The 15,487-nt window shown below is 75.0% G+C and carries 15 protein-coding genes; 7 read left to right on the forward strand and 8 right to left on the reverse strand.

Annotated elements, in window-relative coordinates; all coding sequences use genetic code 11:
- The first annotated feature begins 14 nt into the window (after positions 1 to 14).
- Together ACI8AD_RS03085 and ACI8AD_RS03090 are read left to right on the forward strand one after the other, a co-directional pair.
- Positions 15 to 563, forward strand: coding sequence for a DoxX family protein (locus ACI8AD_RS03085; protein WP_089405904.1), 549 nt, complete (start codon positions 15 to 17; stop codon positions 561 to 563).
- Positions 560 to 1,609, forward strand: a complete 1,050-nt coding sequence (locus ACI8AD_RS03090; RefSeq protein ID WP_456869162.1) for a PHP domain-containing protein — start codon at positions 560 to 562, stop codon at positions 1,607 to 1,609. The genes ACI8AD_RS03085 and ACI8AD_RS03090 overlap by 4 nt, the downstream gene beginning before the upstream one ends.
- Here the strand turns inward: ACI8AD_RS03090 and ACI8AD_RS03095 are convergent.
- A complete protein-coding gene (locus ACI8AD_RS03095) occupies positions 1,606 to 2,652 on the reverse strand; it encodes an alpha-hydroxy acid oxidase (RefSeq protein ID WP_456869084.1) in 1,047 nt (348 codons plus the stop codon). The two genes, ACI8AD_RS03090 and ACI8AD_RS03095, sit on opposite strands and share 4 nt — an antisense overlap.
- 9 nt (positions 2,653 to 2,661) lie before the next feature.
- A complete protein-coding gene (locus ACI8AD_RS03100; protein ID WP_456869085.1) occupies positions 2,662 to 3,510 on the reverse strand; it encodes a hypothetical protein in 849 nt (282 codons plus the stop codon).
- 390 nt (positions 3,511 to 3,900) lie between these two features.
- On the opposite strand from ACI8AD_RS03100, the gene ACI8AD_RS03105 reads away from it, so the two are divergent.
- From ACI8AD_RS03105 to ACI8AD_RS03125, 5 genes are all read left to right on the forward strand, one after another.
- Positions 3,901 to 5,343, forward strand: coding sequence for a hypothetical protein (locus ACI8AD_RS03105; RefSeq protein WP_456869086.1), 1,443 nt, complete (start codon positions 3,901 to 3,903; stop codon positions 5,341 to 5,343).
- A 77-nt stretch (positions 5,344 to 5,420) separates the two neighbouring features.
- Entirely contained in the window at positions 5,421 to 7,157 is a 1,737-nt protein-coding gene (pelF, locus tag ACI8AD_RS03110; RefSeq protein ID WP_456869087.1) for a GT4 family glycosyltransferase PelF, read from the forward strand.
- Between the two features lie 70 nt (positions 7,158 to 7,227).
- On the forward strand, positions 7,228 to 7,461 hold the full coding sequence (locus ACI8AD_RS03115; RefSeq protein ID WP_456869088.1) for a hypothetical protein: 234 nt from the start codon (positions 7,228 to 7,230) through the stop codon (positions 7,459 to 7,461).
- Positions 7,462 to 7,648: 187 nt separating this feature from the next.
- The gene (locus ACI8AD_RS03120) at positions 7,649 to 9,361 is read left to right on the forward strand and encodes a DUF4832 domain-containing protein (RefSeq protein WP_456869089.1); all 1,713 of its coding nucleotides are present in this window, start codon (positions 7,649 to 7,651) and stop codon (positions 9,359 to 9,361) included.
- Between the two features lie 41 nt (positions 9,362 to 9,402).
- Positions 9,403 to 10,479, forward strand: coding sequence for a putative glycoside hydrolase (locus ACI8AD_RS03125; RefSeq protein WP_456869090.1), 1,077 nt, complete (start codon positions 9,403 to 9,405; stop codon positions 10,477 to 10,479).
- Positions 10,480 to 10,486: 7 nt separating this feature from the next.
- Here ACI8AD_RS03125 and galE read toward each other — a convergent pair whose 3' ends face one another.
- The 6 genes from galE to rfbB all read right to left on the reverse strand — a co-directional run bounded on the left by galE (position 10,487) and on the right by rfbB (position 15,376).
- Positions 10,487 to 11,470, reverse strand: coding sequence for a UDP-glucose 4-epimerase GalE (gene galE, locus ACI8AD_RS03130; RefSeq protein WP_456869091.1), 984 nt, complete (start codon positions 11,468 to 11,470; stop codon positions 10,487 to 10,489).
- Between the two features lie 115 nt (positions 11,471 to 11,585).
- Positions 11,586 to 11,765 (reverse strand): hypothetical protein, encoded by a 180-nt coding sequence (locus ACI8AD_RS03135; RefSeq protein WP_456869092.1) that lies wholly within the window; start codon positions 11,763 to 11,765, stop codon positions 11,586 to 11,588.
- A gap of 159 nt (positions 11,766 to 11,924) precedes the next feature.
- Positions 11,925 to 13,247, reverse strand: a complete 1,323-nt coding sequence (locus tag ACI8AD_RS03140; RefSeq protein WP_456869093.1) for a UDP-glucose dehydrogenase family protein — start codon at positions 13,245 to 13,247, stop codon at positions 11,925 to 11,927.
- A 90-nt stretch (positions 13,248 to 13,337) separates the two neighbouring features.
- Complete coding sequence (locus tag ACI8AD_RS03145; protein WP_456869094.1) at positions 13,338 to 13,484, reverse strand: hypothetical protein; 147 nt, start codon at positions 13,482 to 13,484, stop codon at positions 13,338 to 13,340.
- Between the two features lie 42 nt (positions 13,485 to 13,526).
- Entirely contained in the window at positions 13,527 to 14,372 is an 846-nt protein-coding gene (locus ACI8AD_RS03150) for an SDR family oxidoreductase (protein WP_456869095.1), read from the reverse strand.
- Positions 14,369 to 15,376, reverse strand: coding sequence for a dTDP-glucose 4,6-dehydratase (gene rfbB / locus ACI8AD_RS03155; RefSeq protein WP_456869096.1), 1,008 nt, complete (start codon positions 15,374 to 15,376; stop codon positions 14,369 to 14,371). The genes ACI8AD_RS03150 and rfbB overlap by 4 nt, the downstream gene beginning before the upstream one ends.
- Positions 15,377 to 15,487: the final 111 nt, after the last annotated feature.

Genomic DNA, 15,487 nt, shown 5'->3' on the forward strand with positions numbered 1-15,487 from the left:
GGAAGAGGTCCTCCATGTTGGTCCGCCGGATCGCCCGGCCCCTGCTCGCCGCGTCGTTCGTCTACGGCGGTATCGACACGCTGCGCAACCCGCAGACCCGCGTCCCGGGTGCGGCGCCGGTGGTCGAGACGATCACCAGGACCGCCGACGAGCAGCTGCCGGTGCAGGTGCCGCGCGACGTCGAGCAGTGGGTGCGGATCGACGCCGGCGTCAAGGTGGGCGCCGGCTCGCTGCTGGCCCTCGGCAAGCTCCCCCGGCTGAGCGCCCTCGCACTGGCCGGCAGCATCGTGCCGACGACGCTGGCCGGGCACCGCTTCTGGGAGCACGAGGACCCCGAGGAGCGCTTCGGCCAGATCTCCAACTTCCTCAAGAACCTCGGGCTGCTCGGCGGGCTGCTGATCGCCGCCGTCGACACCGAGGGCCGCCCGTCGGTGGGCTACCGCGCCCGCCGCGCGGCCAAGCGGGCCGCCGACAGCACCGAGCGCGGGTACGAGAAGGCCGCCCGGCGCGCCGCCAAGGCGCAGCGGAAGGCCGAGAAGAAGGCGAGGAAGGCGACCAGCTGAGCACTCCCCTCCCGCCCGCGGCCGCGCTCCGGAGGATCGCCTTCCTCCTGGAGCGCGCCCGCGAGCCCACGCACCGGGTCGCGGCGTTCCGCACCGCGGCCGCCGTCGTCGACGCGCTGCCCGAGGGCGAGCTCGACCGGCGGATCCGCACGCGGACGCTGACCGACCTGCGGGGCATCGGCCCGAAGACCGGCGCCGCGATCGTGCAGGCGCACGCCGGTGAGGTCCCCGAGTACCTGGCCCGGCTCGAGGAGGCCTCCGCCGAGCTGGTACCCCTGGCCGACGACGTCGCCGAGTTCTGCCGGGCGCTGCGCGGGGACCTGCACACCCACTCGGACTGGTCCGACGGCGGCAGCCCGATCCGCGAGATGGCCGAGGCCGCGATCGCGCTCGGCCACGAGTACGTGGCGCTGACCGACCACTCGCCCCGGCTGACCGTGGCCAACGGGCTGACCGCCGAGCGGCTCGAGCGCCAGCTCGACGTCGTCGCCGCGCTCAACGAGGAGCTCGCCCCGTTCCGGATCCTCACCGGCATCGAGTGCGACATCCACCTCGACGGCAGCCTCGACCAGACCGACGAGCTGCTCGGCCGCCTCGACGTCGTGGTCGCGAGCGTGCACTCCGACCTGCGCGCGGACTCCGCCGCGATGACCGAGCGGATGCTCGCCGCCGTCGCCAACCCGCACACCGACGTGCTCGGCCACTGCACCGGGCGGCTGCTCATCCCGCGCGAGCAGCGCGAGGGACGGCGGCAGCGGCCGCGGCCGGAGAGCGCCTTCGACGCCGAGGCCGTGTTCACCGCCTGCGTCGAGCACGGCACCGCCGTCGAGATCAACTCCCGGCCCGAGCGCCTGGACCCGCCGCTGCGGCTGCTCGCGCTCGCCGTCGAGCTGGGGTGTGAGTTCGCCATCGACACCGACGCGCACGCCCCCGGCCAGCTCGACTGGCAGGGCAACGGCTGCGAGCGCGCCGTCGAGACCGGCGTCGACGTCGACCGGGTGGTCAACACCTGGACCGCCGACGAGCTGCTCGAGTGGACGGGCTAGCGCGGGACCACCACGGCGGGGTCGAGGTCGGCCGGTGACGTCGCCCCGGCCAGCGCCAGCACGTGCCGCAGGTCGGCGGCCAGCTCCTCGAGCACCGCGGTGACGGCGGCGGCTCCCCCGGCGGCCAGCGCCCACAGCACCGGCCGGCCGACCAGCACCGCGGTCGCGCCCAACGCGAGGGCGACCAGCGCGTCGGTGCCGCTGCGGACACCGCCGTCGACCAGCACCGGCACCCGGCCCCCGACCGCGGCGACGACGTCGGCCAGGGCGTGCGCGCTGGGCAGCGCCCGGTCGAGCTGGCGCCCGCCGTGGGTGGAGACCACGACCCCCGCGGCGCCGGCCTCCACGCAGCGCAGCGCCTCGTCACCGCGGAGCACGCCCTTGACCACGACCGGCAGGCCGCCGACCTCGGCCAGCCGGCCGACGACGTCCGGCGTCAGGGAGGGGTCCTGCTCGGCCGCCTCGCGCCCGACCGTGCCGGGGACCAGGTGGCGGGCCAGGTTGACCAGGTACTCGTCGTCGGGGATGCCGATCCGCACGCCGCCGACGCGCTGCTTGCGGCCGACGTGCGGGGTGTCGACGGTGAGCACCACGGCGCCGGCGCCGGCCGCCGCGGCCCGCTGGACCAGCGCCTCGGTGAGGCCGCGGTCGCGCATGACGTAGGCCTGGAACCACCAGGGGCCGGGTGCCGCCGCGGCGACGTCCTCCAGCGGGCGGGAGGCGCGGGTGGAGACGACGGTCAGGCAGCCGGCGTCGCCGGCGCCCCGGACGGTGGCGCACTCGCCGTCGGGGTCGGCGAGGGCGTGGAACGCCATCGGCGCGACGGCGAACGGCGAGGCCAGGTCGGCGCCGAGGACGCGGGTCCGGAGGTCGACGCAGGAGACGTCGCGCAGCACGCGGGGGCGCAGCCGGAAGTCGCGCCAGGCGGCCTCGGCCTCCCCGACGGTGACCTCGTCGCCGGCGCCGGCCTCGTAGTACTCCCAGGCGTCGGGCCGCAGTGCGGTGCGCGCCCGCTCCCGGAGGTCGGCGAGCAGCGCGAGCACCGGGCGAGCCTAGGGCCGGCCCCGGTCCTGCGGGGCCGGCAGCCGCACGACCGGCGCCTCGAGCGACAGCTCGTCGTCCCGGCGGCGCAGCCACGCGGCGGGCAGCACCAGGCGCGGGGCGACACCGACGAGGACCGCGACGAGCACGGCGACGCCGGCCAGCGCCTCACCGCTCTCCTCCACGAACGTGGCCATCGCCGCCCACTGCTGGCCGACCAGCCCCGACACCGCCGACAGCCCGACCGCGGCGACCGCGTAGACGCCGAGGCCGGTCAGCACCCGGCGCCGGTCACGACGGTCGGCGCGGCTGAGCACGGCCAGCACGGCCAGCACGGCGACGGCGAGGAGCGCGCTGAGGGCGACCGCCCCCGCGGTCGACGTGCGCGCGGTCAGCTCCGCCATGACGGTCACGTGCACGGTGCTGCCGGCCTTGACCGCCGCGATGCCTGCGGTCACCACCCCGACGGCCAGCCACCAGGTGCGCCGACCGGGGTTGCGCGCCGCACCCGCGACGGCGGCCAGCGCCGCGGCGGCGAACAGCGCGGCGACGTAGACGCGCGGCAGCGACCACGGGGCGTCCATGGACAGCGCGTTCGCGAGCTCGCCGCCGGTGCGGCGCAGGCGCAGCACGTAGCCGACCGCCTCGAGGGCGACGGCGAGGAAGGCGAGCGCGATCCCGACCGGGGGCAGCGGCACCCGGCGGCGCCCCGCTCGGGCGGCCCCCGCGGTCAGCGGCCGCTCGACCCCGGTGCCCGGCGACCGCTCGTCGGCCAGCCGGATCCCCCGTCCCAGGACGACGCCGAAGACGACGGCGACGACCACCCACGCGGCGAACCCGCCGACGATCCACGTCCACACGCGGGCATCATCGGCACGGAGCGGCCCGGACGTGACCGTCCGGTCACACCACCGGGTCAGGTGGGACGGCTGTGCCGGCTGGTATCGGACGCCGGCCCGACGGCGGGCCCCGTCAGCAGCCGGTCACTCACCGTCACCAGACGTGACGTGCGTCGCCCGCGCTCGCGGACGGCCCAGGGCCGTCCGTCCCGTCGCGCCGTGTGAGCTTGACCACCAGGTCCGTCATGGGTGAGCGCGCCGGACACCCTCCGCAGGGAGGCGGTGGCGGAGCGTCTACAGGTCGTGTCGCGGTCACTCTCCGGCACCGACCGCCTTGGCAGACTCCCCTCCGCCGCCCCTCAGCGCCGAGAGGCGAGGACCGGCGACAGCTACACCCATGGGGGAACCACCGTGCTCGACACCACACCCGCGCGCCCGCACACCCGGCACGACCGACTCCCCGAGCGCCGGTGGATGACCCCGGCCGGCGGGGTCCTCGTCGTCGCGGCGCTGCTGGGCACCACCCTGCTGCTGCCCTCCCTGTCCGACCGCGGTGCCGTCGCGGGCATCTCCACCGTCGTCGCCGTCCTGCTGCTGGGAGCCGTGGCGCTCGTCTGGCCGAGCACCAGCCGCCGGGGACCGCTGTACACGGCCGGCCAGCTGGTCCTCCACCTGACGCCGGTGCTCCTGCTGACCACGGTCTTCCCGCTGGTCGACACCGAGATCAGCAGCGCCCGCATCGGCGGCGTCGGCCTGACCAGCGTGGTGCTGGCGTCGTCGATGACCGTGCCGTGGCTGAGCCAGTCGGTGTGCATGCCGCTCTACCGGGGCATCGGCGACACGCTGCACCGCGAGGACAGCGACGCCCTGCTGGCCAGCTTCTGCCGGGCGTGGCCGCTGATCGCGCTGCGCTCGCTGTCGGTGGTCGCGCTGTTCGCCGTCCCCGTGCAGCTGGTGCTGGACTGGCCGCTGCAGGTCCTCGGCGCCTACCTCGTGCTCACCGTCCTGCACCTGCTGTTCGTGCAGCTGCTGGTGATCACCAACCGGCCCGACCACCGGGGGCTGTGGGCCGCGGCCTGGGCCGCCTACGCCGTCGCCCTGTTCCTCGCGCCCACGGTCTGGGCACTGCCGCCCCTGGCCGGCATCCTCGTGCTGCTCGTCCCGCTGCGCCGCCACGTGCGGCAGCTGGCCGACCCGCTGGTCCTCGACCGCCGCGACGTCGCCGCCGACCTGGTGCGCGGCCTGCTGCTGGGTGCGGTCCTGTGGGCGGACAAGTTCGTCTTCCTGCTCGCCGCGGGCCGCGACTTCGCCGTCGACGTCGTCTTCCTCGCCCTGCTGCCGGCGATCCTGGCCTACAACGCCTACTTCGTCCTCTTCGCGCCGCGCTTCGACCGGGAGGTCGCCACCATGCGGTCGGCGATGGAGGACGAGCCGCTGGAGCGGCTGCACCGCCACTCGTCCCGGCTGACCCTCACGATCCTGTCCGGGGTGGTGAAGACCGGCGTCGTCGGCGCCGCGCTCGCCCTGGTGGTCACCGGCGGCGTCGTGCTGTGGGACCGCGGGTCGGCCCCGCTCGCGGCCGCGGTCGCCGTGGCCTCCTGGGCCTTCATGATGACGACGGTCGTCTCCTACAAGCTCGACTACGTCGGCCAGCAGCGGGTCGCCCAGGTCATCGGCGCCGCGCACCTGACCGCCGTCGTCGCGGCGTTCTCGCTGCTGCCGTCCGGCACGACGGTCTACCTGGCCCTGGCCGGCGTCGAGCTGCTGCTGCTGGCCCTCGCGGTGCGCGACTGCACCCGGCACTGGGGCCGGCCCGAGTACAGCCTCTTCTGGCGGCACGCCACCTCCTGGTGAGCCGGGGCGCCCCGCGCGCCCGCTCCCTCCCCCCGCCCCTCCGCGCACCGAGCCCGAGCACGAGGAGACCCGTCCGGATGGACACCCAGCAGGCCCACGAAGACGTCGACGTCGCGATCGTCATGGAGTCGACCTACCCGTACCTCAAGGGCGGGGTCTCCGCGGTCGTGCACGACATCGTGGTGGAGAACCCGGACCTGACCTTCGGGATCATCCACATCACCTGGGACTCCAGCAGCCCCACCGAGGACCTCTACGGCGTCCCGTCCAACGTGCGCTGGGTGCACCCGCTCCACCTGAGCATGGACGAGCACAAGGAGGACTTCCGCGACCTCAAGCCGGGCGACCTGCGGATGCGCAGCCGGGCCAGGACCGCGCTCGCCCACCGGGTGTTCGACGCGCTGGAGGGCATCGTCGCCGGTGAGACCGAGCCGGTGTGGTCGCTCTACGACGAGGGGATGAACCCCCGCACGCGGCGGTACCCGCTCTGGGCCCTGCTCGGCACCCAGGAGTTCATGCAGGTGCTCCAGCAGCGCTGCACCGGCCTGGGGCTGTCACTGGTGGACACCTTCTGGCTCCTGCGGGAGTTCTTCTCCCTCGCCTGCGCCGTGCTCGGCAACGACCTGCCGCGCGCCCGGGTCTACCACGCCCACACCACCGGGTACGCCTCGCTCATGGGCGCGGCGGCGGCCCGGCAGAACGGCGGCCGCTTCCTGCTGACCGAGCACAACCTCTACGTCCGCGACACGGTCAACCTGATGCTCGACCGGGACATGGCGCTGCCGGTCACCGCCACCGACTGGCGCACCTTCGACGTCCCGGCCCGGGAGCGGGCGTGGATGACGTGGTGGATCGAGATGGGGCGGTTCTGCTACCCCAGCGCGGAGGTCATCACCTACCTCTACCCCAAGGCGATCACCGAGGCCGCCGACCTCGGCGCGCCGGTGGAGAAGAGCGTGGTCATCCCCAACGGGATGGTGCCGGCGGCGGTCGAGCCGGCCTACCAGCAGCGGCTGCGGGCGCTCGAGGAGATCGTCACCGGCCCGGCCGAGCGCACCTGGCGGCTGGCCTACATCGCCCGCCTGGTCCCCATCAAGGGCATGCTCGACCTGCTCGACACCGTGCACATGCTGCTGCAGCGCGGGATCACGGACTTCCACCTCGACGCCCTCGGGCCCACCGACCACTTCCCGGAGTACTACGCCCAGTGCCTGGAGAAGGTGGAGCGGCTGGGCCTGTCGGAGCACGTGACCTTCCGAGGCGTGGTGAACGTGCGCGAGGAGATCGGCAGCTACGACCTGCTCGTCCTGCCCAGTTACAACGAGGGCCAGCCGATCGTGGTGCTCGAGGCGATGACCGCCGGCATCCCGACCGTCGGCACCGAGGTCGGTGGCATGGCCCAGCTCATCGACGACCCGCTCACCACGGAGGCCGGGCACACCTGGGGGCCGGCCGGCATCCTCGTCGACCCGCTGCACAAGTCGCCCAACATGGCCGAGCAGCTGGCCGAGGGCCTCACCCGGGTCATGCGGGACCCCGCCCTGTACGCGGAGTACGCCCGCAACGCCCGGGGCCGGGTCGAGGACTTCTTCCAGCTGAGCGACGCGATGCGGGCCTACAACGACCTCTACCGCGAGCTCGGCGGCCTCCCCGCGCGCGAGGACGCCGCGGTCCGCGGTCCCGGTGCCGGCGTCGCGCCGGTCCTCGAGGCGGTCCTCGAGCCCGCCGTGGCCGAGGCGCCGGTGCACGCCGACGTCGTCCCGCGCGCCCGCCGGCCGCGCACCGGGTTCCCCCGGCTGCGCCCGGCGACCTAGGATCCGCGCACCCGTCAGCGCCGACGGGTGCGTGGTCAAGGACCGCGCAGGACGTGCCGATGGAGTCGCCGTGGCCTCCCTGTCCCTGCTCGCCGCCCTGCTGGTCCTCCCCTGGCTGCTGACTGCCCGCCGCCGCCCCGCCGCGCCGCCCTCGAGCCGGGTGCCGGCCTGGACGCCGCCCGCCCCCCGGCAGCCGGAGCGGCCGTGGACCGACCCCGACGACTGGTGGCGCGAGGCCTCGGCGCTGCCCTCCCGCGCCCCGCGACCGGTGCCGCACCGGGCCGCCGCCCCGCTCGAGGTCTGAGGACCACGCCGCGGTCCCCGTCCCCGTGTGACGGGTGTGACAGCTGCGCCCGATCGATGGACGCAGCGCTTCGTGGTTGCTTGACTACTCCTCGCACACGGACGTGCCCGGACCCGTTCCGCTCCCCAGGGAGGGTGGCCGGTCGTCCCCTGGTGAGCCGCGGTCCCCGCGGCGGGAGAGGCCCAGCGTGGGCAGGCACACGTCCCCGGACTCCTCGGCACCGACCCGCACCGCGCGGCCCCCGCGGGAGCGCGGCCGGCACCTCCGCTGGCCCGCGCTGGTCCTCGGCGCCCTCCTCCTGGCCGGGCTGGTGACCGTGGTTCCCTCCGGCACCCCGGCCGACGGCGCGACGACACCGGCGGCCGCCCGCGCGGCCGCCGCCCGCTGCACCGACTGGTCGAGCTGCGCCCGCACCGCGGCCCGCACCGCCGGCGTCGTCCTCACCGCCGGGCGCGTCCGCCCCGCCGCCCCCACCAGCACCGCACCGACCAGCACCGCACCGACCACCAGCCTGCCGAGGACCACCGCGCCGGTGAGCAGCACGCCGACGACGGCACCGGCACCGTCCACGACGAGCAGCACGACCGCCGGAGGCACGACGACCGGCACCGCGACCGCGACCCCGTCGGTCCCGCTGACCGCCGTCTCGTACGCGGCCAGCGACGAGATCGTCGCCAACCCCGAGCGCGGCTTCACCCACTACACCGAGTCCCGCTGGTCCCCCGACGGCGGCGCGCACACCCCGCTGGACGTCACCACGCTGCGGACGTGGCGGACCGCCGAGGCCGTCACCGTCGTCTACCGCGTCTACTACCTGGGCGGGCTGGTCGACCGGGACGCGATCGACCAACGGTTCCTCGACCAGGTCGCCGCCGACCTCGCCACCGCCCGCGCGGCCGGCGTCAAGCTCGTCGTCCGGTTCGCCTACTCCCCCGACGACGGCCGCGACGCCCCGCCGGCCCGGGCGGTGGGCCACGTCCGCCAGCTGGCGCCGGTGCTCAACGCCGCCTCCGACGTCGTCCTGGTGCTGCAGGCCGGCTTCGTGGGCCGCTGGGGCGAGTGGTACTACTCCGACTCCTACGCCTCCGACCCCGCCCGGCCGTGGGCGCTCACCGACGCCGACTGGGCCCGCCGCGGGCAGGTCCTCGACGCGCTCCTCGACGCCACGTCGCCCGACATCTGGGTGCAGGTGCGCTACCCCTCGATCGTCGCGCGGCTGGTGGACGGCGCCGACGCCCGCCGGGTGGGCGTCCACAACGACTGCTTCCTCGCCAGCGACACCGACATGGGCACCTTCGCCACGGCGGAGGAGCGCACCTGGCTGGCCGCCGCGTCGGCCACGGTCCCCGTGGGCGGCGAGACCTGCGGCACCAACGGGACCCGGTCGCAGTGGAGCACCGCCGCGGCCGAGCTGGCCCGCTACCACTGGAGCTTCCTCAACGCCGACTTCCACCGCGCCGTCCTCGACTCGTGGGGCCAGGCCGGACTGGACACGGCCGCGCGGTCGCTGGGTTACCGGCTGCGGCTGGTGTCGGGCGCCTTCCCCGCCACGGCGCGCCCGGGCCAGACGGTGCGGGTCGAGCTCACGCTCACCAACGACGGCTACGCCGCCCCGCTGTCCGGCCGGCCGGTGCGCCTGGTGTTCGGCACGGGCCCGGCGGCGGTGGGCGTCCCCCTCGCCGTAGACGTCCGGTCGTTGGCGCCGGGGACGACGCGGACCTTCCGCGTCGACGTGCCCGTGCCCGCCGCGGCGGGCGCCTGGCCGCTCGCGCTGGTCCTGCCCGACGACGCGCCGTCGCTGGCCGGGGACCCGGCCTACGCCGTCCGGCTGGCCAACCAGGGGCTGTGGGACCCGGCCACCGGCCGCAACGACCTGCGGCACACCGTCACCGTCGGCTGACCCCGGCCGGGGCGTCGCGGGCCCGTGACAGGCTGGGGGCCATGGTCACCCGCCGTGGCGCCTGGATCCGCTACCAGGACCCCCTGTCGGACGAGCAGCTCGACTTCGCCGTCGCGCACTACCAGGCCGCGATTCTGCAGCCCTGGGAGGCCGAGGCCGCCGGCCGGCTCAAGGAGCAGCGACCGGACATGACGGTGCTGGCCTACAAGTGCCTGTCCTCGGTCCGCGACTTCGAGCAGGGACCGGTCTTCACCTCCGGGGTCAGCCTCGAGGAGGCCGAGGAGGCCGGCGAGGAGTGGTTCGCCCACCGCGAGGACGGCAGCCGCATCCAGTGGGCCACCTACCCGGGGCACTGGCAGATGGCGGTGTGGGAGCCGGACTACCGCGAGCGGTGGTGCGACAACGTCGCCGACTTCCTCGAGGACACCCCGTGGGACGGCGTCATGGCCGACAACGACGTCTTCGACGACTACTACGGGCTGCGGCCGCCGCTGGAGGGCGGCCGGACGATGGCCGACCTGCGCCGCACGATGGATCAGTTCGTGCCCGAGGCGGGCAAGCGCCTCAACGGGATGGGCAAGGTCCTGGTGCCCAACATCGCCGAGTCACGGCGCGACCCGGGCCGCTGGGCCCGGCACGCGGCCTACGGCGGCGGCTTCGAGGAGGTCTTCCTCGCCTGGGGACCCGACCGGTACCTCGACCCCGCCAGCGCGCTGGCCCAGATGGAGGAGCTCAGCGGCCCGGGGATCAGCATCGTGCGGACGGCGACCGACGGCCGCGACGACCACCCGAACTTCCTCTACGGGCTGGCCGCGGTGGTCGTCTTCGGCGCCGGCGAGCAGGTCTGCTTCTCGGCCACCGACCACGACGGGTACAGCGGGACGCCGTTCCGCCCGGAGCTGGAGTGGGACCTCGGCACCCCCGTCGAGGGCCCGCAGCAGAAGGGCAACGCCTGGTCACGGGAGTTCACCGACGGCTGGGCCGGTGTGAACCTCAACGAGAGCAAGCGGCGCAAGGTCACCCTGTCCGTGCCGCCGGGGCTGCGGGGCGCCGACGGGGAGCCCGCGCCGGCGAAGGTGACCCTGCAGCCGCACGAGGGCGTGGTCTACCGGCGCTGAGCGCGGCTCAGACCGCCGCGGCGCGGGTCGACGTCCAGCCGGCCCACGCCGAGGCGACCATGTCGTGCAGGTCGTGGCGGGCCTCCCACCCGAGGACGTCGCGGATGGTGTCGGCCGAGGCGACCACCCGCGCCGGGTCGCCGGCGCGCGGCGGGACGACGACGGGCTCGGCCCACGCCTCCTCCGCCGTCCCGGTGACCGCGCGGACGGTGTCGACCACCTGCCGCACCGAGACGCCCTCCCCGCGGCCGATGTTCGCCGTCAGCGCGCGCACACTCCCCCCGGCGAGCGCCCGGGCGGCGGCGACGTGCGCGGTGGCGATGTCGGCGACGTGCACGAAGTCGCGGATGCAGGTGCCGTCCGGCGTCGGGTAGGAGTCGCCGAACACGAGCGGGGCCTGCCGGCCGGCCAGCCGCTGGAAGACCATCGGCACCAGGTTGGACACGCCGCGGTCGGTGAGCGCGGGGTCGGCGGTGCCGGCGACGTTGAAGTAGCGCAGGTTGGCGTAGCGCAGACCGGTGGCCGCGGCGACCTCGGCGATCATCCGCTCGCCGACGAGCTTGGTGGTGCCGTAGGGGTTCAGCGGCCGGCACTCGGTGTCCTCGCCGAGCAGGTCCGCGTCGGGCATCCCGTAGACCGCCGCGCTCGAGGAGAACACGAGGTCGGCCACGCCGGCCGCCACGGCCTGCTCGAGGAGCACACGCAGGCCCTCGACGTTCTCCCGGTAGTACAGCAGCGGCAGGCGTACCGACTCCTCGACCTGCTTCTTGGCCGCGACGTGCACCACCCCGGTGACGCCGTGCTCGCGCAGGGTCCGCGCCACCAGGTCGCCGTCGAGCACGCTGCCGACGACGAGCGGGGTGCCGGGCACACGGGCGGCGTCGCCGGTGGAGAGGTCGTCGAGGACGACGACGGACTCCCCCGCCGTCCGCATGGCCGCGACGACGTGGGAACCGATGTAGCCGGCACCGCCGGTCACGAGCCAGGTCACCGACCGAGCCTAGGTGCCGTGACGCCCGCGTCCGGGGTCGATCCCGTCACACGCCGGCCGCGGTGGGTTGGTGAGGTGCCCGCCGTCACCGTCGGGCCGGGGGCGCGCACCGGCACTACGCGGGGACCACCGCGACCCTCGTCACGTCCGGCGTGGTCGGTGTGAGCTCGTCGTACGGACGCTCGGTCCCGACCCGGTCCGCGACACGGATGCTCCTGCCGAGCAGCACGCCGAAGGCGACGGCGACGACCACCCAGGTCAGGAGCCCGGCGACGATCCACAGCAACGCATCCACACCGGTAGTCCACCGCACGAACGGGACCAGACCGTCACAGCACGGGTGTGCCTGGGGCGCGCGGAGACGTCGGGTCGAACGGGGCGAGTGAGACGACCACGACCGTCCCGGGAGCCCCTCGGGCCGCGGCTCCACCACGCTGCGGCGGCCCGGCGGCCCTCAGCTCGCGCGGCGGCCCAGGGCGCGGTAGGTCCAGCCGGCGGCGGTCCAGGCCTCCCGGTCCAGGGCGTTGCGGCCGTCGAGCACCCGCTTCTGGCGCACCACCGCGCCGAAGGCGACGGGGTCGAGCTCGCGGTAGGCCCGCCACTCGGTGAGCACCAGCACGGCGTCGGCCCGCTCGGCGGCCTCCTCCGGCGTCGCGGCGAAGTCCAGGTGCGGCCACTCCCGGCGGCTGTTGTCGATCGCCGCGGGGTCGGTCACGCACACCACCGCGCCCTGCAGCTGCAGCTGGGCGGCGACGTTGAGCGCCGGGGAGTCGCGGATGTCGTCGGAGTCGGGCTTGAACGCCGCCCCCAGCACGGCCACCCGCTTGCCCAGCAGCGAGCCGTCGAGCACCTCGCGGGCCAGCTCGACCATGCGGATGCGGCGGCGCATGTTGATGTTGTCGACCTCGCGCAGGAACGTCAGCGCCTGGTCGGCGCCCAGCTCGCCGGCGCGGGCCATGAACGCGCGGATGTCCTTGGGCAGGCACCCGCCGCCGAAGCCCAGCCCGGCGTTGAGGAACCGCCGCCCGATCCGCTCGTCGTAGCCGATCGCGTCGGCCAGCTGCTTGACGTCGGCGCCGGTGGCCTCGCACAGCTCCGCCATCGCGTTGATGAAGGAGATCTTGGTGGCCAGGAAGGAGTTGGCGGCGGTCTTCACCATCTCGGCGGTGGCGTGGTCGGTGGTCACCTTCGGCGTCCCGCGGGCCACGATCGGCGCGTAGACCTCGTCGAGGAGGGCCTCGGCGGTGGCCGCGTCGGCGGGGTCGGCGGGCAGGCCGTAGACCAGCCGGTCGGGGTGCAGCGTGTCGCGGACGGCGAACCCCTCCCGGAGGAACTCCGGGTTCCAGGCCACCAGCGCGCCGGGGACCTTGCCGCCGACCACCTCGGCCAGCCGCGTCGCGGTCCCGACCGGCACCGTGGACTTCCCGACCACCAGCTCCCCGGGCTCCACGATCCCGAGCAGCGACTCGACGGCGGCCTCGACGTAGCGCATGTCGGCGGCGTACTCGCCGTGCTTCTGCGGGGTCCCGACGCACACGAAGTGCACCTGCGACCCCGCCGCGTCGGCGACGTCGGTCGAGAACCGGAGCCGTCCGGTGCCCAGCGTCCGCGCCAGCAGCTCCTCGAAGCCCGGCTCGTAGAACGGGGCCCGCGCGTCGCACAGCGCGGCGATCCTGCGCGCGTCGACGTCGACGCCGACCACCTCGTGCCCGAGCTCGACCATGGACGCCGCATGGACCGCGCCCAGGTAGCCGCAGCCGATGACCGAGATGCGCATCCCCGCTCCTCCCCGTCGGACACTTCGACACCGAAGTGCACCACCCCGGCGTGCTCCGCGCGCGCCGAGCTCCTGGTCAGGTGACCGCGGTCAGGGCGCGGGCCGCACCACACCGCACCGGCAGGCGTAGAGGCTGGCGCCGCTGAAGGCGTCCTCCCCGACCCAGCGGAACCGGTGCCGGTGCGAGCGCCGCCGCGCGCCCGGGCCCGGGGGCTCGGCCGGCGGGACCAGGGACACGCGGTGCATGGTGCCCGACCGGAGGGCCGGGCGGAACGCCTCTCAGCGGGGCAGCGAGGACAGGTGTGCGTCGAGGGCGGTCCGCCAGTCGCGGGGCCGGAAGCCGGTGGCCTCGAGCCGGGCGAGGTCGAGGACGCTGTTGCGGGGCCGCGGCGCGAGGCCGGCCTTGCCGGCGGTGTACTCGGCGGTGCTGACCCGGCGGATGTCGCGGGGGTCGCGCCCGCGGGCCGCGAAGACCACCTCGGCGACGTCGGCCCAGGACGCCGGCTCCCCGCCGCAGGTGCAGTTGTAGGTGCCCGTCTCCCCGCGCTCCAGGAGGTGCCCGACGGTGGCGGCGAGGTCCTCGGCGAAGGTGAGCCGGCCGACCTGGTCGTCGACGACGGCCGGGCTGACGCCGCGGTCGGCGAGGTCGGCCATCGTGCGCACGAAGTTGCGCCCCTCCCCCACGACCCACGTGGTGCGCAGCAGCAGGTGCCGGTCGAGCGCGGTGACGAACCGGTCGCCGTCGGCCTTGCTCTGCCCGTAGACGCTCAGCGGGCGGACCGGGGCGTCCTCGGGGATCGGGCCGCCGGCGCTCCCGTCGAAGACGTACTCGCTGGAGAAGTGCACGAGCGTGGCCCCGCGGTCGCGGGCGACGCCGGCGAGCGCGCCCACGGCGTCGACGTTCACCGCCTGCACCAGGTGCCGGTTGGCGGGGTCCTCCGCGGCGTCGACCTGCGTGTACGCCGCGGCGTTGAGCAGCAGGTCGACCCCGGTCCAGTCGTGGCCGGCGACCGCGGCCGGGTCGCTGAGGTCCAGCGCCGTCCGGTCGAGGGCGCGCGCGTCGGGGAAGCGGCGCGCCAGCGCCCGGCCGACCTGCCCCCGGGCACCGACGACGACGGCCGTCACTGGCCGCGCGCGGCGTAGGCCGCCTCGACCCGGTCCTTCAGCGGCCGCCACCAGTCCTCGTTGTCGCGGTACCAGGCGATGGTGGCGGCCAGCCCCTCGCGGAAGTCGGTGTAGCGGGGCCGCCAGCCCAGCTCCTCACGCAGCTTGGTCGCGTCGATGGCGTAGCGCAGGTCGTGCCCGGCGCGGTCGGTGACGGAGTCGAAGGCGTCGGCCGCTTGCCCCATGAGCTCGAGGATCGTGGCGAGCACCGTGCGGTTGTCCACCTCGCCGTCGGCACCGATGAGGTACGTGTGCCCGGTGCGGCCGCGGGCGAGGACGTCGTGCACCGCGGTGTTGTGGTCGTCGACGTGGATCCAGTCGCGCACGTTGTGACCGGCGCCGTAGAGCCGGGGCCGCCGGCCGTCGAGCACGTTGGTGACCTGCCGCGGGATGAACTTCTCCACGTGCTGGTAGGGCCCGTAGTTGTTCGAGCAGTTGGAGATGGTGGCCCGCACGCCGTAGGACCGCACCCACGCGCGCACCAGCAGGTCCGAGGCGGCCTTGGTCGAGGAGTAGGGGCTCGAGGGGTTGTACGGCGTCTCGGGGGTGAACCGGTGCGGGTCGTCGAGCTCGAGGTCGCCGTAGACCTCGTCGGTGGAGACGTGGTGGTAGCGGACGTCGTGCCGGCGCACCGCCTCCAGCAGCGTGTAGGTGCCGACGACGTTGGTCTGCAGGAACGGCGCGGGGTCGGCGAGGGAGTTGTCGTTGTGGCTCTCGGCGGCGAAGTGGACGACGGCGTCGCTGCCGCGGACCAGGTCGTCGACGAGCGCGGCGTCGGTGACCGAGCCGTGGACGAAGGTGATCGCCTCCCGGACGCCGGCCAGCGAGGCCTCGTTGCCCGCGTAGGTGAGCGCGTCGAGGACGGTCACCTCGTACTGCGGGAAGCGCTCGACGGTCTGGTGGACGAAGTTGGCACCGATGAAGCCGGCCCCACCGGTCACCAGCAGACGACGGCTCTCGCTCACGGACGCCAGGGTGCCAGAACCCCCGATCGATCCCGGTGTGCCGCTCACCCCCAGGGATGAGGCCGGTGGCGGCCGGGCGCCCCGCCCGGACACCCTGGGACGACGAGGCGG

The organism is Geodermatophilus sp. SYSU D00766 (genome assembly GCF_054049915.1).